General features: G+C 40.0%; 22 protein-coding genes and 1 pseudogene. 15 read left to right on the top strand and 8 right to left on the bottom strand.

All coding sequences use genetic code 11. From position 1 onward, the window contains the following. Positions 1-78: 78 nt before the first annotated feature. Entirely contained in the window at positions 79-357 is a 279-nt protein-coding gene (locus tag OCU48_RS09380) for a hypothetical protein (protein ID WP_141346093.1), read from the bottom strand. A 247-nt stretch (positions 358-604) separates the two neighbouring features. Here OCU48_RS09380 and OCU48_RS09375 point away from each other — a divergent pair, with 247 nt between their 5' ends. The 11 genes from OCU48_RS09375 (at position 605) to OCU48_RS09325 (ending at position 13472) form a co-directional block, all read left to right on the top strand. Beyond that, positions 605-1723 carry an efflux RND transporter periplasmic adaptor subunit gene (locus tag OCU48_RS09375; RefSeq protein WP_141346094.1) on the top strand — a complete coding sequence of 373 codons (1119 nt, stop codon included), beginning with the start codon at positions 605-607 and terminating at the stop codon, positions 1721-1723. A gap of 10 nt (positions 1724-1733) precedes the next feature. Further along, entirely contained in the window at positions 1734-4775 is a 3042-nt protein-coding gene (locus OCU48_RS09370; RefSeq protein WP_141346095.1) for an efflux RND transporter permease subunit, read from the top strand. Between the two features lie 744 nt (positions 4776-5519). After that, on the top strand, positions 5520-5876 hold the full coding sequence (locus OCU48_RS09365; protein ID WP_141346096.1) for an HdeA/HdeB family chaperone: 357 nt from the start codon (positions 5520-5522) through the stop codon (positions 5874-5876). 9 nt (positions 5877-5885) lie between these two features. Beyond that, positions 5886-6383 (top strand): general stress protein, encoded by a 498-nt coding sequence (locus OCU48_RS09360; protein WP_141346097.1) that lies wholly within the window; start codon positions 5886-5888, stop codon positions 6381-6383. A gap of 17 nt (positions 6384-6400) precedes the next feature. Further along, positions 6401-6757, top strand: coding sequence for a hypothetical protein (locus OCU48_RS09355; RefSeq protein WP_141346098.1), 357 nt, complete (start codon positions 6401-6403; stop codon positions 6755-6757). A 45-nt stretch (positions 6758-6802) separates the two neighbouring features. Beyond that, positions 6803-7234 (top strand): hypothetical protein, encoded by a 432-nt coding sequence (locus OCU48_RS09350; protein WP_141346099.1) that lies wholly within the window; start codon positions 6803-6805, stop codon positions 7232-7234. Between the two features lie 44 nt (positions 7235-7278). Continuing rightward, the gene (locus OCU48_RS09345) at positions 7279-7710 is read left to right on the top strand and encodes a hypothetical protein (protein WP_141346100.1); all 432 of its coding nucleotides are present in this window, start codon (positions 7279-7281) and stop codon (positions 7708-7710) included. A gap of 345 nt (positions 7711-8055) precedes the next feature. Continuing rightward, the gene (locus tag OCU48_RS09340) at positions 8056-9219 is read left to right on the top strand and encodes a D-alanyl-D-alanine carboxypeptidase family protein (protein ID WP_167496196.1); all 1164 of its coding nucleotides are present in this window, start codon (positions 8056-8058) and stop codon (positions 9217-9219) included. 122 nt (positions 9220-9341) lie between these two features. Continuing rightward, positions 9342-9956, top strand: coding sequence for an SDR family oxidoreductase (locus OCU48_RS09335; RefSeq protein ID WP_141346101.1), 615 nt, complete (start codon positions 9342-9344; stop codon positions 9954-9956). A 539-nt stretch (positions 9957-10495) separates the two neighbouring features. Then, the gene (locus tag OCU48_RS09330; RefSeq protein ID WP_141346102.1) at positions 10496-11623 is read left to right on the top strand and encodes an AI-2E family transporter; all 1128 of its coding nucleotides are present in this window, start codon (positions 10496-10498) and stop codon (positions 11621-11623) included. Positions 11624-11864: 241 nt separating this feature from the next. Further along, positions 11865-13472 carry a BCCT family transporter gene (locus tag OCU48_RS09325; RefSeq protein WP_141346103.1) on the top strand — a complete coding sequence of 536 codons (1608 nt, stop codon included), beginning with the start codon at positions 11865-11867 and terminating at the stop codon, positions 13470-13472. 149 nt (positions 13473-13621) lie between these two features. Here the strand turns inward: OCU48_RS09325 and OCU48_RS09320 are convergent, their stop codons facing one another. The 7 genes from OCU48_RS09320 to OCU48_RS09290 form a co-directional block, all read right to left on the bottom strand. Then, complete coding sequence (locus tag OCU48_RS09320) at positions 13622-14041, bottom strand: universal stress protein (protein WP_141346104.1); 420 nt, start codon at positions 14039-14041, stop codon at positions 13622-13624. Then, positions 14034-14576 carry an HPP family protein gene (locus OCU48_RS09315; RefSeq protein WP_141346105.1) on the bottom strand — a complete coding sequence of 181 codons (543 nt, stop codon included), beginning with the start codon at positions 14574-14576 and terminating at the stop codon, positions 14034-14036. Before OCU48_RS09315 ends, OCU48_RS09320 begins: the two co-directional genes overlap by 8 nt. A 116-nt stretch (positions 14577-14692) precedes the next feature. Continuing rightward, on the bottom strand, positions 14693-15130 hold the full coding sequence (locus tag OCU48_RS09310) for a hypothetical protein (RefSeq protein WP_141346106.1): 438 nt from the start codon (positions 15128-15130) through the stop codon (positions 14693-14695). Positions 15131-15774: 644 nt separating this feature from the next. Continuing rightward, complete coding sequence (locus OCU48_RS09305) at positions 15775-16842, bottom strand: c-type cytochrome (protein ID WP_141346107.1); 1068 nt, start codon at positions 16840-16842, stop codon at positions 15775-15777. Between the two features lie 9 nt (positions 16843-16851). Continuing rightward, positions 16852-18306 (bottom strand): cytochrome-c oxidase, cbb3-type subunit III, encoded by a 1455-nt coding sequence (gene ccoP / locus OCU48_RS09300; RefSeq protein ID WP_208727157.1) that lies wholly within the window; start codon positions 18304-18306, stop codon positions 16852-16854. Next, a complete protein-coding gene (locus tag OCU48_RS09295) occupies positions 18303-18920 on the bottom strand; it encodes a cbb3-type cytochrome c oxidase subunit II (protein ID WP_141346108.1) in 618 nt (205 codons plus the stop codon). Before OCU48_RS09295 ends, ccoP begins: the two co-directional genes overlap by 4 nt. Before the next feature lie 3 nt (positions 18921-18923). Next, positions 18924-20321, bottom strand: a complete 1398-nt coding sequence (locus tag OCU48_RS09290) for a cbb3-type cytochrome c oxidase subunit I (protein WP_141346109.1) — start codon at positions 20319-20321, stop codon at positions 18924-18926. Between the two features lie 366 nt (positions 20322-20687). Between OCU48_RS09290 and OCU48_RS09285 the strand changes: the two are divergent. The 4 genes and pseudogenes from OCU48_RS09285 to OCU48_RS09270 all read left to right on the top strand — a co-directional run. Beyond that, positions 20688-21148, top strand: a pseudogene (locus OCU48_RS09285) (transposase); the annotation flags it as partial. A 1078-nt stretch (positions 21149-22226) separates the two neighbouring features. Beyond that, entirely contained in the window at positions 22227-22787 is a 561-nt protein-coding gene (locus tag OCU48_RS09280; protein ID WP_141346110.1) for a Crp/Fnr family transcriptional regulator, read from the top strand. A 103-nt stretch (positions 22788-22890) separates the two neighbouring features. Then, on the top strand, positions 22891-23682 hold the full coding sequence (locus tag OCU48_RS19720; protein WP_371859114.1) for an EamA family transporter: 792 nt from the start codon (positions 22891-22893) through the stop codon (positions 23680-23682). Between the two features lie 249 nt (positions 23683-23931). Next, positions 23932-25263, top strand: coding sequence for an amidohydrolase family protein (locus OCU48_RS09270; RefSeq protein WP_208727160.1), 1332 nt, complete (start codon positions 23932-23934; stop codon positions 25261-25263). The last annotated feature ends 235 nt before the right edge of the window (positions 25264-25498 follow it).

The raw sequence follows: 25498 nt of genomic DNA, 5'->3' as shown, positions 1-25498 counted from the left end.
GGATAGGGTTGATTTTTCAATGTTATATATACATTCTTTAATCATTTATTCTTGCGTTGTTAATAACGTAAGGATGTTCTATTTACCTGTGCTAGCTGTTTTATGATGATTTCTAGTGTGTTGTTTATGGTCATGCTTTTTATCATGATGGTGACGATCATGATGGCCATCAGAGTGATTGTTAACTAAATGCTTGTGACCTTCATTACTACCACCGTGTTTATTGTGAGGATGAGATTTCTCTTTGTCTTCATATAACATATGGTCTTTGTTGTGTTTGTGTTCGACTTCGTTACCATATTTGCTTTTCATTTTCTCTGCAGTCATATGTGCATTCTTTTGTTGTTTCTCAGACATGTTGCTCTCCGGGGTTGTTGTATTAACTGGAGCCTATTCTACGGTGTGTATTAAAGAAAAAAATAAGAATGCCATAACAAATACCTATTTGATTTATTGCTTATACTTTTGTTAAGTCGTTGATTTTATAGGACTATAAAAATTTTATCGTATGTTAGATATACTTTATCCGGTTGTGATTAATTTATGTCCATTAAAGGGGATTATATAGGCAACAACACAACCCCATTAGAAAGTAGAGAACATCATGTCTAAGAAAGCTATTTTAATTGTAGGCGTATTAATATTGCTTATATTGTCTTTTGTTTTTGGATTTAACGTTATCAAAAATAAAGCAATCAGCGAAAAAGTAAAAGAATTTAAACTCCCACCAGTATCAGTGACTACTGTAGAAACACAGGAATCTCAGTGGAAGAGTTATTTAAATATCATTGGTGAGGTTGAATCAGCAGAATCAACTAATATTACTACTCAGATTTCAGGCCAAGTATTGACAGTGAATTTTAAATCTGGACAGTTTGTCAATAAAGGTGATGTTGTCGTGACATTAGATGACTCACTTCTAATGGCTCAATATAAAAGTCAGAAAGCAAAGCTTGATCTAGCGAAGATAGAATTATCAAGAAAAAAGAAATTACTTGTTGGTAATAATGTATCTCAAAATTCTGTAGACCAAGCACGTACTCAATATAATGCTGAAAGAGCAAGCTTGGCTTATATTGCAACACAAATTGAACATATGAAAATTCAAGCTCCATTTAGCGGTAAAGTAGGTATTCGTACAATTGATGTAGGCGATTATCTAACTCCAGGTTCTTTCATTGTTGAACTAGAAAGTACCGATAATTATTTTGTCGATATGTACATTCCAGAAGAATACAAAGGTAAGGTTAATGTTGGTCAAGATGTAACTTTTACTAGCGGTGCATTTGAGGGAGAGACTTTTCACGCAACGATAAGTGCAATTCAGCCTTCTTCTAACTCTCAATCTCACAACATTGAGGTTCGTGCATTGATATCTGGAGAGGTTAATTCGTTAGTGTCTGGGATGTATGTAAATGCAGAGGTTAATTTAAACCATCCGGTTGCGGTAATGCCTATTCCCGATGTAGCAGTGAATTACTCATTGTATGGAGATAACGTATTTGTAGTAGGGCCTGCGACAAAAACATCTGAAAAAGGTGCTGCAACATTTAATGTAGAGCAACGTTTAATCGAAATAGGTCCTAAACATGATGATTATGTTGGTGTGGTATCGGGACTAAAAGCTGGCGATCAAATCGTGACATCTAACCAACAGCAGTTGAAGAAGGGTTCGATCATCTTGATCAACAACTCGAAGCCATTTCCTCCTGTAGCTAAATAAGGTAACAATAATGAAATTTACTGATTTATTTATCAGGCGACCGGTACTGGCCGTCGTTCTGAGCCTAGTGCTTTTGGTTCTTGGTCTTAAGGCATTTACTGAACTTCAGGTTCGCCAATATCCAGAAATTGAAACGGGAGTTATTACCGTTACTACCGTATACCCTGGGGCAAGTGCTCAAAGTGTGCAAGGGTATGTGACTCAACCGCTTCAAGCGCAGATAGCGCAAGCTGAGGGCATAGACTATATGACCTCTAAGAGTACTTTGGGTCAGTCTTTGATTACTGTGAACCTGAAGTTGGATTTTCCAACAGACCAGGCTCTGACTGAAATATTATCGCTAGTACAGCAGGTAAAATATCGTCTGCCAGCAGGTACGCAGGATCCGAGTATCGTTAAGTCGACATCGCAGTCACCGATCCTATATGTTTCTTTTGAGAGCGATACGTTAAAAGCTGAACAGATCTCTGATTATGTTAGCCGTGTGGTAAAGCCAACGTTCTCGACTGTAGATGGAGTATCTAAGGTTGATATCCTAGGTAAGAGTGACTTTGCAATGCGTATTTGGCTAAAACCAAATCAACTAGCAGTGTACGGCCTGACGGCTATTGATGTTCAAAATGCGATTAAGACTAGTAACACAGTAAGTGCAGCCGGAAAGGTGAAAAGTAACTTTATTGAAGTCGACATCAATGCACATACAGACGCAGCAACTGTTGAAGACTTTAAAAACATTGCGCTGAAAGCCAAAGATGGCCAGATAGTTCATATGAAAGACATCGCGACGGTAGAGTTGGGGGCGGCGACCTACAACGAACAAGTTATGTTTAATGGTAATCATGCCATCGTAACCGCTATCAGTAATACATCGACATCTAACCCAATTTCAGTGGTGGAAGATACATACAAATTATTACCTTCAGTAGAAGACAGCTTGCCTCCGGGCATCAATGCAAACGTTATTTATGACTCTACAAAGTTCATTAACAGTTCTATTGATGAAGTAACAAAGACACTAGCAGAAGCGGCATTGATTGTTATTATCGTGATCTTTGCGTTCTTAGGCTCAATGCGAGCAATGTTGATCCCTCTGATTACTATACCGCTATCACTTATTGGTTCTATGTTCTTTATGATGGCGCTCGGATTTAGCATTAACCTGCTAACTCTATTGGCAATGGTTTTAGCGATATCCTTGGTAGTAGATGATGCTATCGTAGTGGTAGAGAATACTTTCAGGCACTTAGAAACAGGAGCAAGTCCAACAGAAGCGGCAATTAAGAGTGCTCGTGAGATATGCGGTCCTGTTATTGCGATGACAATCACTCTAGCGGCAGTTTATGCTCCGATTGGTTTCATGGGTGGCTTAACCGGTAAGCTGTTTACGGAATTTGCATTTACCTTAGCCGGTTCTGTACTAATTTCAGGATTTATTGCTTTAACATTAACACCAATGATGACCTCAAAGATGCTTAACAAGCAGGTCTTAGAAGGCAAGATGGTTAAAAAGATTGACCATGTTATTGAGAAACTGGTTAATCGCTATGTTCGTGTGCTTACCGTTGTCATTGACAACAGAAAGTTAGTTTGGCCTTTGGTTGCGACGTTCTTGATTTCTCTTGTGTTCATGTTCACACATACGTCGAATGAACTGGCACCTCAGGAAGATCAGGGTGTTGTTATCATGATGGGTAACGGACCTCAGCAAGGCAACACGGATTACCTTGCGCATTTTACAGAGTCGTTATCGAACAAAATGATGGATTACCCTGAAACGAATATGACGTTGATGGTGAACGGTTACAATGATGATCAAACTTTCTTTGGTCTTGGTGTATTGAAAGACTGGGATGAACGTGATGCTACGGCGCAAGATATAATGGGCCGTTTTACTAAGGATACAGCAACAGATCCTGGTCTTCAGTTGTTTACTATTTCACCACCAGATCTACCAGGCACAGCGCAGGGTCTTCCGTTTCAGATGGTAATTAAGACGCCAACAGGCTCTTATCAGGATTTATATCAGTATGCTGAAAAACTGAAAGAGTATGCGCTTAGCAGTGGCAAATTTATCTACGTACAGAACGATCTTAAGTTTGCTAAACCGCAACTAGAGATCACTATCAATCGAGATAAAGCGGCGCTAATGAATGTGAATGCGCAAGATGTAGGTAATGTTCTAACACGTTATATTAGTGAGGGCTTCATTAACTATTTCGCATTAGATCAACGCAGTTATCAGGTAATCACTCAGGTATCTCGTGATGATCGAAGCTCAGTCGATGACATCAACCAGTATTACGTTCGCTCTAATAATGGCGACATGGTTCCTTTGTCGGCGCTGGTGGATATTACTGAATCGGTTCAACCATCATCTGTTGATCAGTTTCAGCAACTAAACAGCGCAACCATCGAAGGTAAAATGATGCCAGGCATTAGTGTTGGCGAAGCATATGAAGTAATGTTAAAAGGTGCAGATGAAATTTTGCCAAAGTCTTATTCAGTAGATTCGTCTGGTCAGTTAAGACAATTTGTTGAAGAGGGAAGTTCGTTGATTGGGACCTTCTTCTTAGCATTGATAATTATTTATTTGGTACTGGCAGCTCAGTTTGAAAGCTTCCGAGATCCATTGATTGTATTGACCAGTGTGCCTCTTTCTATATTTGGCGCTATGATTCCGCTGTATTTGGGGCTAGATACCTTGAATATCTATACAGAGGTTGGACTAGTTACACTAATAGGCCTAATCAGTAAGCATGGTATCTTGATTGTAGAGTTTGCAAACCAACTTCAAAAAGAGTGCAACGGTGATAAACGTCAAGCAGCAATCAAAGCCGCGAGTGAGCGACTACGACCAATACTTATGACCACTGCCGCTATGGTTATTGGGGTGGTACCACTGCTAACTGCTGCAGGTGCAGGTGCTCAAAGCCGCTTTGCTATTGGTCTTGTAATTACCGTAGGTATGTCAATTGGTACACTATTCACACTGTTTGTTGTTCCAACTATCTATACCTTCTTGGCGGAGGACCATAGTAAAGAAGAGTTGTAATTCATAACGGATTTAAAACAGAGTAGGGCGAACCTTTAGGTTCGCCCTTTTTTTGTCTCATGATTATCCAGCCATGCCGCAGCTAGTTAGTGATTTCACTTCTTGATCCTGCGTAATGGGATGGTCGCAATGGAATACACTTGCTAAATAGACTGGATAAGAAAATGGGCTTCTGGCTTAGATTGAAAAAGTAAGTCTTAATTTATATCGGTATCTGTAGAAAACAAAGCGGCTAGGTCTACTAACTACACTGACGATATAAATACTTGCATACATTAAGGTTGTTAGTGTGAGTCCGACATTTCATAACACCAAACCCCTGCAGTAAACGTAATGGATTTATGTATTCAAAGTAAAGCTTGAAGCTTAGTGGCCGAGCAATTCTTATCTCCAAATTGAATTACCCATTAAGACCTTTCTACTTCATCATAACCTACAGATTAAAGACGAATAATAGCGATAATGAAATTATTATATCCGCAATTAAGTTAATGATTTTAAATGATTATTTTAAGTTTAGAGTAATCTGATTGTTACTTGATGTTTTCCTATCTACACCCTCATAAACTCTCTCCCATCAGCACAGTATGTGGTCTTCTTAACGGAAGTCGTTACTGATCATTTGTTGGGTTATTCGTCTTGTTACGAATGACACTTCTGTTAAGAAAAGTAGGCAGCAATAGCATCTTGTCCTTAATCAAAACTTTTCTGTCAAATTGTTAAATACAAATAGTGAGTACAAAAATGAAGAAAGCACTAGGTTTATCCACTCTCCTTTTATCACTTATGAGCGCATCAACTTTTGCAGCGACTAGCGCACAAGCTGACGTGGTAGTGCAAGAAGATGTTGACCAAATTACTTGTGGTGAGTTCGTTGAACTTGATGATGAAGTAATGCCAATTACCGTTGGTTATCTATACGCAGTTAATGCAGATGGTACTGATGTTGATGTTATCGAAGTTCAGGATCTAGTGAATGTAGAAATCGCATCAATTGTAGACGAATGCAGCGTTACTCCTGAAGCAAAAGTCGTTGATGTAATTGATACCCAGGTTTCAGAAAAAGCCAAAGTAGCCAATAACGTTGAAACAGCAATGTAAGGTCTGATGATGAAAAATAACAAAATTGTAGCAGTGGTAGATTCGCACATAAAAGCCGAAGAAGCAGTAGCAAAACTGGTCGACCACGGATTCGATGTTAACCATCTTTCTATTATTGGCAAGGGCTACCAAACCGAAGAGCACGCAACGGGTTTTTACAATATTAGTGATCGTGTTAAGTCATGGGGTCAAGCTGGCGTACTTTGGGGCGGTATCTGGGGAGCATTGCTTGGTTCAGGAATGTTTTGGGTTCCTACCTTTGGCGCATTGGTTGTAGCCGGTCCACTAGTTGCCACTTTGGTTGGCGCTATCGAAGGTGCTGCAGTCACTGGCGGTGCTGGTGCACTAGGTGGTGCATTGGCAAGTATCGGTGTCCCAAAAGACAGCATCATCAAATATGAGACTGCAATTAAAACTCATAACTATTTGATTGTTTTGGATTTAGAAGAGCAGGAAATTGCATCTGCAAAAGAGCTTCTTGCACAACATACAGTAGACGTTCACTAAGGCGAGTTAAAGAGAGCATGAAAATAAAAACACTTGTCGTTGCATTGCTTGCAAGTGCAACGCTGATGGGTTGCACCAGTACTCAAGAGTTTCTGGATGATAACCAAATTAATGCAACTCAAGCCGCTGGAAATCGAGGCAAGTTTGAGTTCAGTTGTGATGCGGTAACGACCACAGTACTAAATCGAAAAACGATCGACTTATATCGATTTGAAGTACCCCAGTATCAGATTGGTGTTGCAGGGTGCGGCAAGAAAGAAGTGTACATCGTGAACTGTAATGAAGAGAACGGTTGCATGGTATATGACAGTAAGCACGATTTTTTAAAAGATGACAAGCAACAACCAGATTCAACATTAACCAGTATCGAATGATAGACCATTTCTATCCTTCAAAGAATAAATATAGAGAGCATTAAAATGAAACTACTTAAACAAGCACTACCTATTATCGCCGTTTGTTCAACACTTGCTTTTGCACAAGGCGTTGCAGCAAAAAATATCACACAAGATAGCCAATTTACTGACCAAATGACTCAGATCGAACAAGTTTTTGATGAACAAGTTTATGTCGTAACGGATTCAGATTTCACTGGTTCAACCGCAGTGTTGGACGTAGAGAAAGAAATGGGTGATATCTATGTGACCAAAGAACAAGTGAAAGAACTGGGCTTAACAGAAACTAAGTCTTTTCATGTGTACTGCGTGATTGATCAGAGTGAGATCAGCAAAAGAATCGCAAAATTGATTCGTCAAGATTCTCCTAAATACTTTTCTGTAGCCCTATATGAGAATCAAATGGGTAACTCAGACATGGTTGAATATGTTGCCAAGGTAACTGAATACAAATAGTCCACTAGTGCTATTTTGCACAATTACTTAAAAGAAAACCAAAAATGAAATTATTTAAACAAGTACTACCTGTCATCGCCGTGTGTTCAACAATCGCGTTTGCTCAAGGTGTTGCAGCTAAAAGCGTTGCAAAAGACAGCCAGTTTGAAAACCAAATGACTCAGATCGAAGAAGTGTTCGATTCACAAGTATATGTAGCGACTGCTGAAGATTTTACTAGCTCAAGTTTTGTCATGGATGTTGAGAAAGAGATGGGTGATATCTATGTATCTAAAGAGCAAGCGGAAGCGTTGGGATTAACAAAAACACTGTCGTTTAATGTGTATAGCGTGATTAATCAACAGCAAGTTAGTGACACAATTGCAAAAATGATTCATCGAGATGAACCAAAATATTTCTCTGTAGAATTGTTTGAGAATCAAATAGGTAAGTCTGACACTGTTGAGTATGTTGCTAAAGTAACAGAGTACGAATAACGCACTAATATTGGTGCAGCTTAATCGACAGGGCTGTACCTAACTCCTAAAAATAGTGTGGAAACCCAAAAAGCCTTAGCCTTTATAGCTAAGGCTTTTTGGGTTTTGTTTTAGGATCGTCTGAGTGTTTCTAGATATAAATAAATGTAACTATTTGCGTCTACTGGTGGTAAATGAGTGCATCCGACCGCATATAAAAGGGTAATATTTTATGAGCGCATTCACTTTTTGCACTCTTCTGACTGAATTTTCTGAAATGTTGCTATCTAATACCATATGCAACCCAAATATAATGAAATGCCTCGAGATGAGGCTAAAACTCTGGACTGGTTTCTACCTAAAAATATGAAAAGAACACTAAATGGATTGACTCTTACGCTGCTAGCATCCTTATCATTTTCTGTTTTGGCTGCGCCAATTGCGCTACCAAATCCTCCTTCCCTTTCAGCAAAGGGTTACGTGCTGCTAGATTACAATTCAGGAGAGGTGATTGCAGAACACAATCCACACACGCAGCTTAAGCCTGCGAGTTTGACTAAGCTAATGACCAGCTATACCGCAGGGCAAGAGCTTAACCGAGGCAACATCTCCAAAACGGATAGCGTGACTATCAGTCGTGAGGCTTGGGCAAGAAACTTCCATGATTCATCAAAGATGTTTATTGAAGTGGGCACCAATGTTCAATTTAGCGACTTGCTTCGTGGTCTAATTGTTCAATCGGGTAATGACGCCTCTGTGGCTATCGCAGAACATGTTGCCGGCTCTCAAGGGGCATTTGTTGATTTGATGAACAATTGGGCAAGACGTCTTGAGTTGAATAATACTTACTTTGCAAATCCACATGGCTTGGATGATCCAAACCAATCGACGACACCTTATGACATGGCAAAGCTGGGTCAGGCGTTAATTCGTGACGTTCCAACGCTATTTCCGCTTTATAGCGAGACATCTTTTACTTACAACAACATTACTCAACACAATCGTAATGCCTTGTTGAGAGATAAAAGTATGAATGTAGACGGTATGAAAACCGGATACACCAAAGGCGCGGGATACAGCCTAGTAAGTACGGCAACTCAGGGAGATATGCGTTTGATCTCTGTAGTCATGGGCACCTCTAGTGCCAATACTCGAACCTCTGAGAGTAAGAGTCTACTTAACTACGGCTTTAGGTTCTTTGAAACCATCAAGCCTCATGAAGCCAATGCTGAAGTGACCTCTACTCGAATCTGGATGGGACAAGACAACCAACTTAGTGTTGGTGTAGAAGAAGACGTTTTCATGTCAGTACGCAGAGGTGCAGGTAACAATGTACAGGCTGTTGTAGATTTACCTAACGAACTAAAAGCACCGGTGTATCAAGGAGATACTATCGGTACACTAAACTATATGGGCTCTGATAATCAGGTCATTAAGAGTGTGCCACTGGTTGCTTTACATGATGTAGAGCCGGGCAGTTTCTTCAAGCGACTGTTTGATCGTATTCGTATCTGGTTAGGTTGGGCTTAATTCAAAGACGCAACGCTGGTCGCTTGTAAATCAAGCGGATAGCCAAAAGTTAGTAATATACCACTAGCATCTCCAATGCCTTTAATGCAAAATATAATCATTATCATTTGGTGGGTTTATTTATGCAAAAGATCGTGATTTGGGGAGCCGCTAGTGGTTTAGGCGCTGCTATGGTGGCTCATTTTGTTGAGCAAGGATTTGATGTTACCGCAGTAGCACGAAATCCAAGTAAAAACGTTATGTTAGACAAGGTATCTACATTAACCTGTGATGCCACCGATAAAGAGCAAGTGGAAGCGGCTGTGGATTGTATCGCTAACGATGCTTGGGTGATTTCAAGCATGGGGAGTTTCCAGTCGGAAAATCCTGTTGATTACATCGGACACAGATATTTAATTGATGCGCTCGAGAGTAAGGGAGTAGAACGATTGGTACTGGTTACTTCTTTAGGCTGTGGGGACAGTTGGTCAACTCTCTCTGACAAGGCAAAGATGGTATTTGGTTCGGCAGTTCGAGAAAAATCTTTGGCGGAGTCATGGCTACAAACCAGCACCCTGTCGTACACCATTTTGAGACCGGGTGGCCTTAAGGATGGTGGTGCAACGGGTACAGCTAGTCTGTCACAGCATAAAGAGGTACACGGTTCGATTTCGCGAGCAGAAGTAGCAAGGCTTATTGAGCAATTGCTCAACACTGAATCGAGCATCGGAAAAGTGTTCCAGTGTGTTGACGTCTAAGCATTTCCTCGAGTTTAGTTCTGCATAATGAGTCATTGGTTCAATGGCATTCTAATTTTACCGATACGGTGTTTACTGCTTTATATCCTTATGTAAAAGATCGGAATCTAACGGTAGTTTCTGCCTCTAAATTACTCAATATGACGCCACGAACTTTTCAGCGACGTCTTACTGAAGAGAAAACCAATTTTCGCAATATTAAAGACAATCTCATTTATACCGCAGCAGTAAATTTAATGGCAAAGAACTTGTCCCTTACTCACATTGTTGCATAGTTGGGTTTTTCAGATATTTCCCATTTCTCTCGTTCATTCAAACGCATCAGTGGTTTAACACCTCAGATGTATCAAAAAGTCATATTGGGATTGGAGCAGGAGAGTAACTAGTCTTAAATATACTAATTTGAATATTTAAATTAAATTCGATATAAGTGTATGTTTTTATTGAAAATAAAAGGTTTACTGCTAGTCTTCTAAATTAGAAGCATTTATTGTGCTCGCAGATTAATTTCTCTCATATGTAAGAAAAGGAGTCTTCACTTGAGCGATGATAAGGATTATTTGAAAAAGGTGCTGTCTGATGCATTTACTGAGTCGTTGATTCGATTCTCAGTGATTGCGTTTTTAGTCATTGTTTGCTGGTGGGCATTTGCCCCTTTCTTACCTATTTTATTATGGGCACTAGTGTTAGCAATAGCACTTTATCCAGTACGTCAATATTTTGAGTCTAAATTTGGTTGGACCTCTAAGCGTTCTTCGATAGTCATTGCTATTTTAGGTGTGTTCCTCTTAGGCACTCCAAGTGTCATGGTGAGTAACTCCATAGCCACCAAAACCTTCGAAGTATATGAGGGGTATAATGAGGGTACCTTAATCGTACCACCACCAAAGGCAAGCGTTGAAGAATGGCCGCTGATAGGGGAGGATGCATACAAAGCTTGGAGTGAAGCATCACGAAACTTACCTCTATTTGTGAAAAAGCGTCAGCCACAATTAAAGGATCTGGCCAATGGTATTATTGAATCTGCCAGTGGTATGGCAAAGAGTGTGTTTCTATTAATTGGAGCCATTATTATTGCGGGGATTATGCTTGCTTGGGCGGAGCCTGGTTCAAGTTCAATTCGCCGAATATTTGTCAGTTTCTCCGATGAGAAGAAAGGGCCCGAGCTTCATGAGTTGACTACGGCAACGATTCGACAGGTTGCGGTGGGTATCATTGGTATCGCTTTCTTAACTTCAGTAATTTTTGGAATCGTGGTGGCGTTGGCAGGTGTTCCTGCAGCTGCATTGTTTACCTTAGCCGCCCTAATATTCGCTATTATGCAATTGCCGGTCACTATCATTGCCATTGTTGCGGTTGCTCTGCTTTGGTCAGGCAACGATTCATCGACCATTCATAATGTGATTTTCTCGGTGTTTATTATTGCCGCAAGCTTAGTGGATAATTTCCTAAAACCAATGATTTTGGGACGAGGATTGGATGTGCCAATGCCAGTAGTTCTGATCGGGGCGATTGGCGGCATGATGTCTGGAGGCATATTAGGCATGTTTATTGGTGCTGCATTCCTTGCTGCTGGCTATCAAGTATTCATGAAGTGGGTTGATACAGAGAGTGAGCAAGCGGCTGAGACGATTGAACAGCAAGTGAGCAAAGAAAAAGAGAGCTAATTTCAGGTTGTTTGATACAAAGAATGAAATAGAAAGGTCGGCATATGTCGACCTTTTTTATGTTGATGAGTTATTTATTGATACATATTTTGAGTTCTCACGTTAGTAAGCCAATTAGAGTGGCTATGTGATCTGTGTTACACTGCGTGCGCACAATTTCGTGTGAAACCTAAACGGAGGACTGTTCTGTTGTATTTCTCTATTGATAGAGATTTAGAAACGCAACCTAATATAATTTTTTATGGATGATGAAAATAAGAAGTACAGTATAGAAACTACCGACTATGAGGTAGGCCAGGATAATATTCAAAAATGGGGCTTCGATATACATAACCCCGTATTCGGAACTAGCGCAGTTCTCATCATAGTAACCCTCTTAAGTTTGTTATTGGTTGGTCCTACAACCGCTCTCAACTCCCTCAACTCCCTTAAAAACGGCATCATTGAACAGTTTGACTCGTTCTTTATGTGGGCAACTAACTTTTTCCTTTTATTTGCTTTTCTGCTGATACTTTCCCCTTTGGGTAAAATTCGTATTGGTGGGAAAAATGCACAATCAGAACACAGCACTTTATCGTGGATAGCCATGTTATTTGCTGCCGGTATGGGTATCGGCCTATTGTTCTGGGGTGTTGCAGAACCCGTCGCATACTTTACTGATTGGTATGGAACGCCATTGAATGTAGAGGCCTATAGTGAAGAAGCGAAAGCCATGGCGCTTGGCGCAACTATCTTCCACTGGGGTCTACATGGTTGGAGCATTTACGCCATAGTGGCATTGTCACTGGCTTTCTTTGCTTATAATAAAGGCCTACCGTTATCTATTCGTTCTACGTTCTACCCAATATTTGGTGACCGAGCTTGGGGATGGCTAGGGCATACCATTGATATTCTTGCTGTATTAGCGACCTTATTTGGACTTGCAACCTCTCTAGGCCTTGGCGCACAGCAAGCGACCAGTGGTTTCAACCATGTATTTGGCCTTGATGGGGGCATTGGCACTCAATTAATCATCATTACATTGGTGACCTTTATTGCTTCATTGTCGGTAATGCGAGGCATTGACGGTGGTGTTAAGGTCCTAAGTAATATCAACATGATAGCCGCGTTTATACTGCTTGTGTTTGTGACTATTGTCGGCTGGAATAGTGTTTTACCTTCTTTGTGGGCAACGATCTCAGGCTATGCGGCAAATGTCATAGAACTGAGTAACCCTCATGGTCGTGATGATAGCAGCTGGATGCACGGCTGGACTGTTTTCTATTGGGCTTGGTGGATCTCTTGGTCACCATTTGTGGGAATGTTTATTGCACGCATTTCAAAGGGTCGAACGGTTCGAGAATTCTTGATTGCGGTTATCGTCATCCCAACGGCAGTAACTTTAGTTTGGATGTCTGTATTTGGTGGCATTGCGATAGACCAAGTGGCAAATAAGATTGGATTACTTGGCGCCAATGGATTGACGGATATTTCGTTAACCTTGTTCCACGTATACGATGCAATGCCATTTAGCTCCGTACTATCAATACTTTCAGTCGTATTGATCTTGGTATTCTTTGTCACCTCTGCGGATTCAGGCTCTCTAGTTATAGATAGTATTACAGCGGGTGGTAAGGTTGATGCACCTGTACCACAACGCGTATTCTGGACTTGCATGGGCGGTGCAATTGCTGCTGTGATGCTGTGGGTGGGTGGTAAAGATGCGCTCCAAGCATTGCAATCAGGAGTAGTAACAACGGCTTTACCGTTTGCTCTAGTACTGCTGATGATGTGTGTGAGCTTGATTAAGGGTCTCAGAACTGAGATCCATGAGTACAAGGCACCAGTACCTTCAGATCAAGAAGCGTAAGCTTTTTATTATCTAAGCTGAACCTAGAATAAAGCCTGAGCGGTGTTACGCTCAGGCTTATTTTTATCTGATTATTCAAGCAAAACTTATACCCAATAAGACATAGATACCAGCCTTCTGAGAATGATTGATATTGCTATATCAATGCTCTAACCATTTATGACGTATACATCACTGACACTGTGTTTTTCGATAGCTCTCTCGTTCCCCAAAAATCTCAGATAGCTATGATGAGTTTTTGACACAATAATAAGTTGAGCATCAACTTGTTTAGCAAACCTTCCTATAGCAACGCCTATTGGCCCATTTAAGATAAAGACATCGTCAGGTTGCACATCTGCGTTATGGAACAAAGTCTTCATTGTTGTATGCAGTTCTTTATCCTCTGCATTGATATAGTTTTCTGCTGCGACTTTGCCTAGATAGACTATATCGTCCTCACGTTCCTGCTCAATATCAGTAACATACACAACATACAGTGGGCCTTTAAATCGCTTCGAAATATCAAGTGCTTTTTTCAGTTCTTGTGGGGATGAAAGATTCAAAGCATAAATAATAGGTTTATTCATTCGTCGGTTCTCCTTTGACAGGGTTAAACCCAGCGTATTCTAAGCGAGAGATAAAGCGATGGTAGACTAGTGCAAACAGAACAATCAGGATACTGCCGGTAAACACCGGATATAACGAGAATAAGTAACTACTGTGCCCGCCCAGCATAATTAATATTGGGTTGCCACCTGCGGGTGGATGGGTGACTTTAAGCATTATCATGCTAAATACACCAATACCGACCGTCAAGCCGATAGACCAGAAAGTGACAGGCAAAAATTTTAACGCGGTAATTCCGATGAGTGCTGTGACTAGGTGCCCTAAAATAACATTTTTGGGTTGTGCCAAAGGACTCTTTGGAAGCCCAAAAACAAGCACCATAGAAGCGCCAAAAGGGGCAATGAGGGCGAAATCACCTTTCAATATATCGTCAATTAGTGCCAATAAAGCAATACATGTCCCAGAACCTAGTGCCGCGATGATAGCGGCTACAAATCTAGATTCTGCCGGATGTGTAACGACATAATGGAATCTCGTTTTAGATGGTTCTGACAAAGTGCGTGCTCCATTGTTCTGGGTAACTGTGTTTCATCGTCGTAGTATTATCCCAAACTAATTGTCTGAAAGTTGAATACTGATTTGAACCAACGCCAGAATGTTAAGGTGGTTGTTTAGTTGTATTCAGTTACTTTTGCAACGTATTCAACCATGTTAGATTCTGCACCCATTTGGTTAGAATAAAGCTCCACAGAAAAATAATTAGGTTGATCGCTACGCACAATTTCAGAAATTTTATTACTGATTTCTTGAATGTTTGCCGCACTATAAACACTAAACGTTCTCGCTGGAGTCAACCCTACGTTGTTAGCCTGATCTTGCGAAATATAAATGTCTTTGAGTTCAGTTTCGATATCTAAAGCGGTCTCTGTTTTGTCAAACGCAGAGTTGGTCGCTATAAACACGTCACCAGATTGAATCTCCTGATCTACTTGAGTCATCAACTGAGTAAAACTTTGATCTTTAGTGATATTTTTTGCTATTGCACCTTGAGATAGTGTAAGTGCTGAAAGCATGATTACAGTTGTTAGTGCTAATTTGCGATTTTTCATAATATATTCTCTTTGATTAATACTTCTATTTTTCAAGGTGCAGACCTACAGTTTCAAAGCCTCTATATCCCGTACTTAACTAGCGACGACTAAATTGTTTAGTTTCGAGTGCGTTTAGTAGAGGAGTACCTATATAACAGGATGAAGCTTACGCCATAATATTTTCAAAATAATCATGGATTAATTAAGAATTAATACTAATTTTTTGTTTTTAAAATCAATGTCTTGATGAGGGTTGTTATCTTTTATTTATATAATTATGAGAGGTTGTTGCAGTGTTCGAGGGCGCCTCTGTTTTCTGAAGGCTATTCCGCAATGTGGAGAAGGTAGAGGTTAGTCTCCTAACCTTGAAAAGTGAATGATACTTCCTAGTGTCGAACATGCTATCTGCAATGAATGGACACCAAGCAATTCGGTTGTACTCTGATTAGCAACCGAATTTGTGAGTATAATAATTACCAAGAAACTAGGGGATTCCCTCTCTTTATTGACTGATGCAGTTTTGCATATTCAACAATCTGATTGAGCAAGGTGACTTAAACTATGCAAATGCATCGATTACAGAAATCGTTCAAGCATTGTTTAGCAAAAGCCTCTTTAGTGACTTTCCCCACCTAACTCGGTGTCTAAAACTGCAGTAAATATCAGTTTAATTGGTGATGCTCTTCAAGAGGTGAACTTCCAAGTGTGACCCCATTAATTGTCTCTCCATATGCACTGTCTTTACTTTGGTAAATCTTTTTAGTTTCAGCGATAGAATTTTTAAATCTTGGATCTTGAGGTCTTTCATGAGAATTCATAAAAGTGGCGACATCCCAAGCTTGTTGTTTCGTGAGTTGCACACTTTTCCCAAGTGGCATATTTTCATAAATGAAAGCAGCGGCGGTTGAAAATTTGTGCATTCCAGCCCCCCAGTTGTAACTGTTTTTCCCCCAGAGTGGTGGTAACGATTTGATACCGGCAACTTCTTTACCTTGTCCATCAGAGCCATGGCATGCAGCGCAATGTTTCCGGAACACAAGTTCACCGCGTTCGTAGTCGGGTGTTAATTTTGGTTTATCCAGTTTTGGGAAACCACGACCTGGCATTTTGGCTCTTGTTTCTACAGTACTACCTACTTTGTCTAATGCCTTTTGTAACTCAGGATGAAATGGGAAATCATCGACTTTCCCTCCGGCTAAGAGTTGCTTATCAGACAGCTCTGGAACGGAAAGATTTTCGAGTCCATGCATATTGTACAAGGTGGTTACACCTAACCAGTATGCGTACGCAGAGAAGTCGACTAGGACATCGCTGTCAGTTGTTGGCATTACGCCATTCATAGAATAACGAAAACAGCCTTGCACCCTTTCTTGATATGAATTGACGTGCTTATTTTTGGAACGGTAAGCCGGATAAGCAAAAAATGAAGCACCCATTGGGGCTGCATTGGGTAATCGGCCCGATGACAAGTGACAATTCGTACAATTTTGCTCATTAAAAACGTATTTATTGCGCATGCTTTGCGAGTTTGTCATGAGCTGGTACCCGCGCTTTACCTTATCGCCAAACGGGGTGCTCGGAATTGTCGATAACTCATAAGGAAATAAACTATCACTACCTTCTATCTTTTCCACCGAAGGTAAACTTGGTTGCTTCTCTATTAAATCAGACTGGTTTGCGTAAGCATTTAATGAAAATAGTAGAGTAAATAACGTCAATATTGGCTTCATTTTCAGCTCCTACTTCATCGTCGAAAGATAATGAGCGACGGCTTTTATCTCATCGCTGGATAGTTTAATGGCAATATTCTTCATCATATTGTCAGGGTCACCAGTACGTTTATTTTGTTGCCAGTCAAGTAATTGATTTTCTAGGTACGTGGCATTTTGCCCGGCAAGGCGAGGGAAATTATCGACACCTAATGTATCAGTACCATGGCACGTCACACATGAAGGAATTTGTCGTTGCCAATCACCTTGATTGACGAGGCGTGCTGCAGGATCATCGTAAGTAACTTGCGATCCCCGTGGAGAAATATTCTTAAGAGGTGCTTTCTGTTTAGCGTAATAGTCAGCGACTTCTGTAATAGATTCATTATCTAGTCTAGCCACCATTGATTTCATTGTGGCATTTTGCCTGTCACCACTTTTGAAGTTATGAATTTGGTCTTGAATGTATTGTGCAGAGAGTCCGGCAAGTTTTGGGGCAATATCGCCAAGCCCTTCTCCGAGCTTACCGTGACAAGCGATACAGCTATTTGCCGCGAATGGCATATCACTTAGGCTATTTCCACCTGTTGTCTGAGTTAAAGGTTCTGATGGCTCAACTTTATATTCCGTTTGAATACTTCGCAGATAAGCCCCAACAAGTAAAATTTGATTGTCGGTAAAGCGAGTATCAAATGCCGGCATTTGATTGTTGAAGCCGGTAGTAATCGAGTGATGTATTTCTTCTTTAGTACCACCATGTAACCAGACATCATCGGTTAAGTTAGCCGCGCCTATCGCTTGATTGCCCGTACCATCTGCACTATGGCAAGCCACACAATTCTCAACAAAAAGTGGATTAGATTTTTTTTCGGTTTTGATATTTATAACATAGTCGGTCAGTTCGGAGATCTGAGGTTCTGTCAGCTGTGGTTTCCAAGCGGGCATCATTCCGTGACGGCCATGGGTAATCGAACTAATGATATTTTGGTCGTTACCACCATATAACCAATCTTGGTCCGTTAAGTTAGGATAATTAAATTGACCTGTAGCTGAAACAGTATGGCAAGCTGCACAATTATCTTTGAACAATGATTTCCCAGCGTTAATGAGGTCACTATTTTTTGCTAATACGGTAAGTGGAATGTTGGTTGGTGTTTTTAACATTTGAGCAATCTCGTGATCTAGGTTTTTTATATGACCATTGACTGAGTCGCTCTCACCTGTCCAGTTGAGGACACCTTTCCAAGAAGCAATACCAGGAAAAAGTATCAAATATACAAATGCACCAATAAAAAAAATGAGGTAACCAAAAAAAACGATACTGGGAATAGGCGCATCATTTTCTTTAACACCATCATAAATCATCAGAGTCTTATCTTTGTCCGCTTGTTTATTTCGTCGATAAAGCGATACAACGGCTGCAACCATACAAAGAAGGAACAGAACAGTGAAGACACTCGCCCAGTCTAACCAGAAATCACTCATTGTAAGTCCTTCTTATTTTTATGTGTATCAACACCCAAGCTCATTAGGTAGGCAACCAGAGCATCCCCTTTAGTTTTTCCTTTCACCTCTTGTGCAGCGTTTGCAATCTCATCATCGTGATACGGCACTCCTAACTTACGTAATGCTTGCATCTTTTTAGCGGTAATTGCGCTATCTAAAGGCTGCTCAAATAACCACTTGAATGGTGGCATAATCGATTCAGGAACCAAGCTTTGCGGATCTTTTAAATGTTGTATTTGCCAATCTTCCGTATATTTCAAACCGATATTGGTTAGATCAGGACCGATACGAGAGGAGCCCCACAAGAAAGTGTGCTCGTAAATATCGTCTTCCATCTTGTTTGGTCGTCCATAGCGTAAACGCTCCGCTTCGAGGTTTCTTACCATTTGAGTATGACAAACATGACAGCCTTGAGACATATAGACATCACGTCCTTCGAGTTCCAGAGGCGAGTAGGGCTTTGCATCCGAGATAGTTGCCAAATGAGGCGTAACAAAGAATCCAGGTAACACCCAAACAACAAAAGAGAAGGCGGCAACACCAAAGGAAACAATAACAAATGCAACGACAGATTTAGTAAAATTAAAAGTCATTGTTTATCCCTCGACTGTCTTTACTGATACAGAATGCACAGTAACGGTTCTATAGAGGTTATAAACCATGATGAACATGCCAAAGACATAAAACACTCCCCCTAAGAAACGAATAAACATATACGGCGAGATAAATTTTAGCGTATCAATAAAGCTATAGGTCAGTGCACCAGTGTCTTCTTGTGCTTGCCACATCACACCTTGACCTATCCCTGCAATCCACAATGCAACGATATAAAGCAACACACCAATACTGGCGAAATAAAAATGTACTTTGACCAGTTTCATCGACCAGATTTGAGATTTACCAAAGAGTTTTGGTATTAAATAATAGAAGGTTGCAATACAACTCATACCAACCCAACCCAATGCTCCAGAGTGTACATGGCCAATAATCCAATTAGTATTGTGAGCAATCATATTAAACCAGCGAATAGCCAACAACGGTCCTTCGGCGGTTGATAATGCGTAGTAAATGACAGAAGAAAGGAAAAACCAAAGAATATAATTTTCTCTTAGACGCATTTTATCAGCTGTGATAGTTCGATAGATATTGTAAGCACCCGCCCATGACGGTAGCCACAATAATAAAGACATTACTATTCCTATATTTTGAATCCAATCGGGAACAGATGAATAAATCATATGGTGCGTGCCAGCCCATGTATAGAAACCAATAATTCCCCAAAAATTAATAATTGAAAGCCGGTAAGAATATATCGGCTGTCCGGTGACTTTCGGTATGACATAATAATTAATGCCAATAATAGAAGCGGTTAGCAGAAAACCGACGGCATTGTGACCCCACCACCACTGCACAAGCGCGTCACTAGCCCCAGAAAATATAGAATAGGACTTAGTTAACGTGACAGGTAACACTGCATTGTTGACAACAAATATCATGGTAATGACAATGATGACAGAACCAAAGAACCAGTTAGAAACAAAAATATGTTTGGTTTTTTTCATCGCTAAAGTAGCAAAGAAAATGTAAGCGTACAGAAGCCACATACTCGCCATTAAAATATCGAGAGGCCATTCCAATTCCGCATACTCTTTTGTTGAAGTAAACCCTAAAGGGAGAGTGATATAACCTAAAATGAGTAGTATTTGCCAGCCGTAAAAAAGTATCCAGGCCAGCTTTTGCGAAACCAGCTTTGTCTCAGATGTAGTGCAGACGACATAAAGAGAGACACCGATTAGTATATTACAAACCAGTCCAAAAATGACGCCGTTAGTATGTAGTGGCCTCAACCGACCAAATTGAATAAATTCAGAGCTAAAGTTAAGTTGAGGCCAGTAAAGTTGGGCCGCGAGGGCTATGCCAATGAACATTGCGACTATTCCCCAAAACAAAGCCGCAAACATAAAAGCCTTCATTACCCTAGTTTCTTGCATCATAAATATCCCTAATTATGAATCTTAACTACCTAAATCTATTCGTAGTTTTAAAGCGCTAACCAATAGCTAAAGACTAGCTCATAGCTTTTATTTCAATCAATTTAATTCAACTTTTTCGAGTCCAACGGATGAGAATATTTGGTCATTGGGTTAGACCCGACTTCAGATAATAACTGCGATATTCAAGGGAATCCGTTAAATGTTTATTTAGCAGGTTCACCGAAAAGCATTTTCCAGATCCTGAGGCTTAAATAGATTTTACTAAATCAATAAGCTACAAAGCGGTCTTGTTACATCCATAATCGTCCTAGCCATTACCACCACACTGATGGTAAACGAGTTTTCTCCATGTCATTGAAATACTGCAAGGTTTATGGCGGGAGAGAACAGAAAGTCAAGAAGTATGGTACTGCCAGGGAGCACAGAGTATGGTGTGAATTGCCTATCGCAGTTGATATCAACACCCACGAAATAGTAGCCGCAGAGCTGATGTTGTTTAATATAACCTATGCCAAATTCCCACCTTACTGAAGCCGACTCGTCGTAAATCATAGAAATATCAGGTGATGGTACTTATGACACAAGGCGTTGTCATATCCTCTCGGGAATAAGTAAACAAACGATACTACTGATTGCGCCAGAAAAGTAGCAGCCTTCTGGAAGTAAGGGAGTCTTTGTAATTTAGCGGTAGGGCAATCATAAATGCGTGATCAGAGGCCACAATGTATCGAATAAAACTGCTATTAGGTGGCAAAACTTATGCAATGAGCAAAGCGCTGTACAAGCATTCTAGGATAGGTATGAGCGAAGCTCAATATATCGTTTAACAATCAAGCACAACAGGGCAGACATGTCTCTAGCTGAATTAAGAAACTAAGCCAGGAGAGTCCAGATCACGTAGTGATTTAGGTAAACAAATGCAGGTGTAGTACGAGTCCGAAGGCTGTTTTAAAAGATACATTGTCTAAGTCAAGCCATATTGGAGACTTAGTTTGCTTCAGATATAACAAAAGCCACTGTAAACAGTGGCTTTTGTTATTTAATGTGGCGGAGAGATAGGGATTTGAACCCTAGGTAGACCGTCAAATTTGATTTTAAAGCACTGATTTTGATGAACTAAATTCTATTCTGAGCTTAGACGGGCTCTGTGATTGACTCACCTTATTGGTTACCTTAGCAAGCCCCATTTTAGAGCGCAATATTACACCGAAAAATAGTTAGGGATTTAGGGGCTTCAGTGAAAGAGGTATGCTCCTCTACCTTGCTCCAAGAATGTTTATATCCATTGAAATGTTGAACAAAATCCGGAACTCGATGGTGAAGAAATTGGTTACTCCGGTACTAAGATAACGTTTGGTTACATGTGGTCAAATACATCAACACTAGAAGAGTTTGTTCAAGGCTTTGATGATACGGAATGGGTTTTAGAAGATGATCTAAATATCTCAGGCAACTGGAATACCAGAATTTAATTTGCAGATTACGGTGAGCATGATCAGAGTTTTCTATGTCATATCCAATATGAAAGGGCTGCAGTGGAAGGTGAATTATCAAGAGTCTTAATTGCTACTGAAGACTGTTAGCAAGCTGCTCCTACTTCCTCCGCTAATACCGAAGAGTTATTAAGTTATTTTTTATTGATTCAATGATAAGCGTTTTTTGCAGTGCCAAAGTGAATTTGGCTATTCAAGTACGGGTTTGCAATATCTGAGATAATCCTTCAAATGTGAATTTTGTAAAATCATTGACTTATTTCTGTCCAAATTCGAGTTGGCGGGTTCATCGCTAACTCATTCCTGCCCCTATACAAGTTAGACTATATTGTGGTTAACTTTCGTTTCTGTATGAAAGGCTTACGTGTAGGGTAATGCAAAGCCTACCATTCAAGGAAATATTGTAGGTAATATGACAAATATAGAATCCGTATGCTCATTTTTTGAAGGGCTAGGTATTGCTCATCCTGAACGTTACTTTTCTACGTTTTCAACTTCATTAGTCGATGAATCTTGTGTATTGCTACGTCAAGGCGAAGAGCAGACCCATGCATTCTATTTGGTCTCTGGTATCTTGAAGGCCTGTCATTATTCCGATTCAGGAGTAGAGCGATGTAAGGAGTTTTATTTCCCACAAAGCCTTTGCATACTTTTTTCGAGTTGGATAGAGAATCGAGAGTCTAGCTATCAAATTGAATCATTAACTAAAGTAGAATTCATTAGAGTTCCAATGAGTATGCTTAATTCTCAAGAATGGGTTAACATAAAAATTAAGCTCTTAGAACAGCAACTGCTTTATAAAGAAAAAAAAGAAAGTTTTTTTCTGCTCAATACGCATGAAGAAAGATATAAACATTTAGTTTGTGATTTTCCCCACTGGGTCAAGCACTTAACAAGTATTGATATCGCTAATTACATGGGGATAAGCCCTGTTAGTTTATCAAGAATAAAAAACCGCATTAACAATTGTTAATTAACACCATTGAATTTCAATAGAACATAGAACCACTATTCTTTACTTAGAGAACTCTATTTTGTGGGTTTTATTATCTCTTCTATCTGCTGTTTTTTTAACCGTGAAGGATGTCTCATTAAAAAAGTCGACATCTAGACTATCAGCAATACAATCTACAGCGGTAATGTTGTTCATTCTTTGTCCTATTTGTCTATCCTCCATATTCATTATCGAAAAGGTGAACTACGATGTTGATCTAGTGATAATGATGTTGTCGGCTGCCACGCTTGATGCCGCTGCTATGACATTTTATCTCTTAGCTTTGCGCAATGGATCCTTAGCCAAAGTCATTCCTCTTTTATGCTTTGTTCCTGTATTCCAGCTAGTTTTAAACTTTGTTTTTTACAATGAAGTCCCTTCCTTGTTTGGATTCATAGGAATAATTTCTGCGATCTTTTTTATATTTTATGGTGAGAGTTTAAACCTAATAAGCATAATAAAAGATAAAGCGGTAAACAGCATGATATGTGTCGTTCTGCTTTGGTCACTTAGCTCAATCATTCATAAAGATGGTTCTGGCCAGATTGGAGCTGTTAATTGGACGGCGCACATATGCTTAGTCATGTTCTTATATTATTTGCCTTTTCTGCTCAGAATACAGGCATCGACTATAAGTTTAAGTGACTTTACTTCTTTAATTGTCCCCGCTCTGGCTCACCTACTAACTTTACTGACATTTTATCAAGCTGCTTCGATAGGCAACGTTGCTTTTGTATCTTCGCTAAGGCGATTCTCGACTGTGTTTTCAATTTTGATTGGTTGGTATAAGTACAATGAGACTGTAACAAAGAGACTCTGCATATCGATATTTTGGCTAATAGTGTCAGCTTTAACCATTACACTTTTCGGTTAATCGTATGACAACTATCGGGGAGTTGGTTCTAGGTTGCGGATATCGCTCCTCTAAGATGTATCATTAATGTTTGAAACGCCTAACTCACAATTGTCCAATTTTTTCTAACACAGTTATCTAGATATTACTTACCCAAGTACGGCAGACATCATAATTACTAACAAACCCAATTGTAACAAAAGGTTAGGTGTTGGGTGGATGGCATTAAATTTGCTTTAGATGAAGTATCTAACTAAAACTGAGGCATTTATGAAACTTTCCCTGGGCAAATTACTTATCCCTGCCACTATGTTCATACCAGTAGTGCAAGCTGCACCAATTTTGATCAAAGACGCTTCCGTTATCATGACAATGGAACAAGATGAGGCTGGTAAAACTGGCCTGATTTCGAACAAGGACATCTTGATTGAAGATGGAAAGATAGCCAAAATTGCTCAGAACATTACATATGATGATGCACAAATCATTGATGCTTCGGGTAAAATTGTTATGCCAGGTCTTGTCGATGTGCATAATCATTTATGGCAATCAACTATCCGAGGATGTGGTGCCGATAAGACTGTAACTGACTGGTTAGCTCCTTGTGTGTTTAACAGTCGCTTTTCTGAAGAAGAAGCCTACAACGCTGTTCGTTTTAGCACCTTTGATTTGATTGCCTCTGGGGTAACCACTGTAGTTGATTGGTCACACGCTTTTACTCCCCCTTTTGTTGATGGAAATGTTGCAGCCCTTCAGGACTCTAGAATGCGTTATGTCTATAGCTATAACGTGAACCCAATTTACAGTGACCATATTAGAAAAACTAAAGAAGTGGTTGATGCGGACGAACTGGGAACATTTCAATTGGCATCTCGTCTATCTATGAGCTTTACCGACACACTGACAAAAGTAGTAGCCTTGTCGAAGGAGCTCAATGCAGAGTTGAATCTCCATTATCTTGAAAATGCGAAAGACAGAGATATAGAACAGACACAATCGTTGATTGAATCCGGTGCCATCTCAGTGAGTTTGTTACTCAATCATACTGTTGTAGTCAATGATGAAGAAATCGACATGATGGCTAAAGCAAATGCCAAGATTGCATACAACCCAATGAGTAATATGCGATTGGCATCAGGCATTGCACCAGTTGGAAAGATGCATGAAAAAGGCATTGAGATTGGTCTGGGATTGGATGGGGCTGTTAATGACAATTCTAACTATTTTTCGTTAATGCGTGCTGCGACAGGTTTGCAACGTGTTAAACATCAAGACGCGACAGTATTCCCTACTGTTGAAGACACTCTATATTTAGCTACACAGGGGGGTGCAAGAGTTCTTGGTCTTCAGGATAAGATCGGTTCTATCAAAGAAGGGAAGCAAGCTGACATTATTGTCATCAATCCGAAAACTACAAATATGGGTGCTACGCATGATATTGCCTCTCAGATAGTTTTTACCGCCGAGCCAGAAAATGTGGAATGGGTATTGGTCAATGGTGAAGTATTGAAGCGTGATGGGAAACTAAATTTGCCGGACGAAGAATTACAACGTTTGATCCAATCGAACACGGCTGTTATTGCAAAACAAAAAGCACTTTAATGGACAAGCAGATAACTTGCACCTAATTTGCCCCTGATGGCGGTCATTTGTATTTCTTTACATTATTCCGAATTGATTGGTAGTTGTGTGACCGGTCCTTCAAAGTTTACGCGATACAAAAAATCCTAGTTGCATAAAATGTTCTCAAATGTATACAATCAAGAAAAGTTAAATGTATGTTAAATAAAAAACAGGTAATAGAAAGGAATATCAATTACTTAACGAATTGGTTAGA

Origin of the sequence: Vibrio inusitatus (assembly GCA_024346935.1) — a bacterium.
In the GTDB taxonomy this organism is placed as follows: Bacteria; Pseudomonadota; Gammaproteobacteria; order Enterobacterales; family Vibrionaceae; genus Vibrio; species Vibrio inusitatus.
This window is presented reverse-complemented; position numbering and strand designations above follow the sequence as displayed.

What these genes read in the sequence shown, in the direction of transcription:
- OCU48_RS09290 (WP_141346109.1), bottom strand. Translation starts at nt 20,321, where the DNA reads ATGATGCAAGAAACTAGGGTAATGAAGGCTTTTATGTTTGCGGCTTTG.
- OCU48_RS09295 (WP_141346108.1), bottom strand. Translation starts at nt 18,920, where the DNA reads ATGACTTTTAATTTTACTAAATCTGTCGTTGCATTTGTTATTGTTTCC.
- OCU48_RS09325 (WP_141346103.1), top strand. Translation starts at nt 11,865, where the DNA reads ATGGATGATGAAAATAAGAAGTACAGTATAGAAACTACCGACTATGAG.
- OCU48_RS09355 (WP_141346098.1), top strand. Translation starts at nt 6,401, where the DNA reads ATGAAAATAAAAACACTTGTCGTTGCATTGCTTGCAAGTGCAACGCTG.
- OCU48_RS09340 (WP_167496196.1), top strand. Translation starts at nt 8,056, where the DNA reads ATGAAAAGAACACTAAATGGATTGACTCTTACGCTGCTAGCATCCTTA.
- OCU48_RS09320 (WP_141346104.1), bottom strand. Translation starts at nt 14,041, where the DNA reads ATGAATAAACCTATTATTTATGCTTTGAATCTTTCATCCCCACAAGAA.
- OCU48_RS09345 (WP_141346100.1), top strand. Translation starts at nt 7,279, where the DNA reads ATGAAATTATTTAAACAAGTACTACCTGTCATCGCCGTGTGTTCAACA.
- OCU48_RS09270 (WP_208727160.1), top strand. Translation starts at nt 23,932, where the DNA reads ATGAAACTTTCCCTGGGCAAATTACTTATCCCTGCCACTATGTTCATA.
- OCU48_RS09305 (WP_141346107.1), bottom strand. Translation starts at nt 16,842, where the DNA reads ATGAAGCCAATATTGACGTTATTTACTCTACTATTTTCATTAAATGCT.
- OCU48_RS09280 (WP_141346110.1), top strand. Translation starts at nt 22,227, where the DNA reads ATGACAAATATAGAATCCGTATGCTCATTTTTTGAAGGGCTAGGTATT.
- ccoP (WP_208727157.1), bottom strand. Translation starts at nt 18,306, where the DNA reads ATGAGTGATTTCTGGTTAGACTGGGCGAGTGTCTTCACTGTTCTGTTC.
- OCU48_RS09365 (WP_141346096.1), top strand. Translation starts at nt 5,520, where the DNA reads ATGAAGAAAGCACTAGGTTTATCCACTCTCCTTTTATCACTTATGAGC.
- OCU48_RS09310 (WP_141346106.1), bottom strand. Translation starts at nt 15,130, where the DNA reads ATGAAAAATCGCAAATTAGCACTAACAACTGTAATCATGCTTTCAGCA.
- OCU48_RS09335 (WP_141346101.1), top strand. Translation starts at nt 9,342, where the DNA reads ATGCAAAAGATCGTGATTTGGGGAGCCGCTAGTGGTTTAGGCGCTGCT.
- OCU48_RS09375 (WP_141346094.1), top strand. Translation starts at nt 605, where the DNA reads ATGTCTAAGAAAGCTATTTTAATTGTAGGCGTATTAATATTGCTTATA.
- OCU48_RS09360 (WP_141346097.1), top strand. Translation starts at nt 5,886, where the DNA reads ATGAAAAATAACAAAATTGTAGCAGTGGTAGATTCGCACATAAAAGCC.
- OCU48_RS09350 (WP_141346099.1), top strand. Translation starts at nt 6,803, where the DNA reads ATGAAACTACTTAAACAAGCACTACCTATTATCGCCGTTTGTTCAACA.
- OCU48_RS09370 (WP_141346095.1), top strand. Translation starts at nt 1,734, where the DNA reads ATGAAATTTACTGATTTATTTATCAGGCGACCGGTACTGGCCGTCGTT.
- OCU48_RS09380 (WP_141346093.1), bottom strand. Translation starts at nt 357, where the DNA reads ATGTCTGAGAAACAACAAAAGAATGCACATATGACTGCAGAGAAAATG.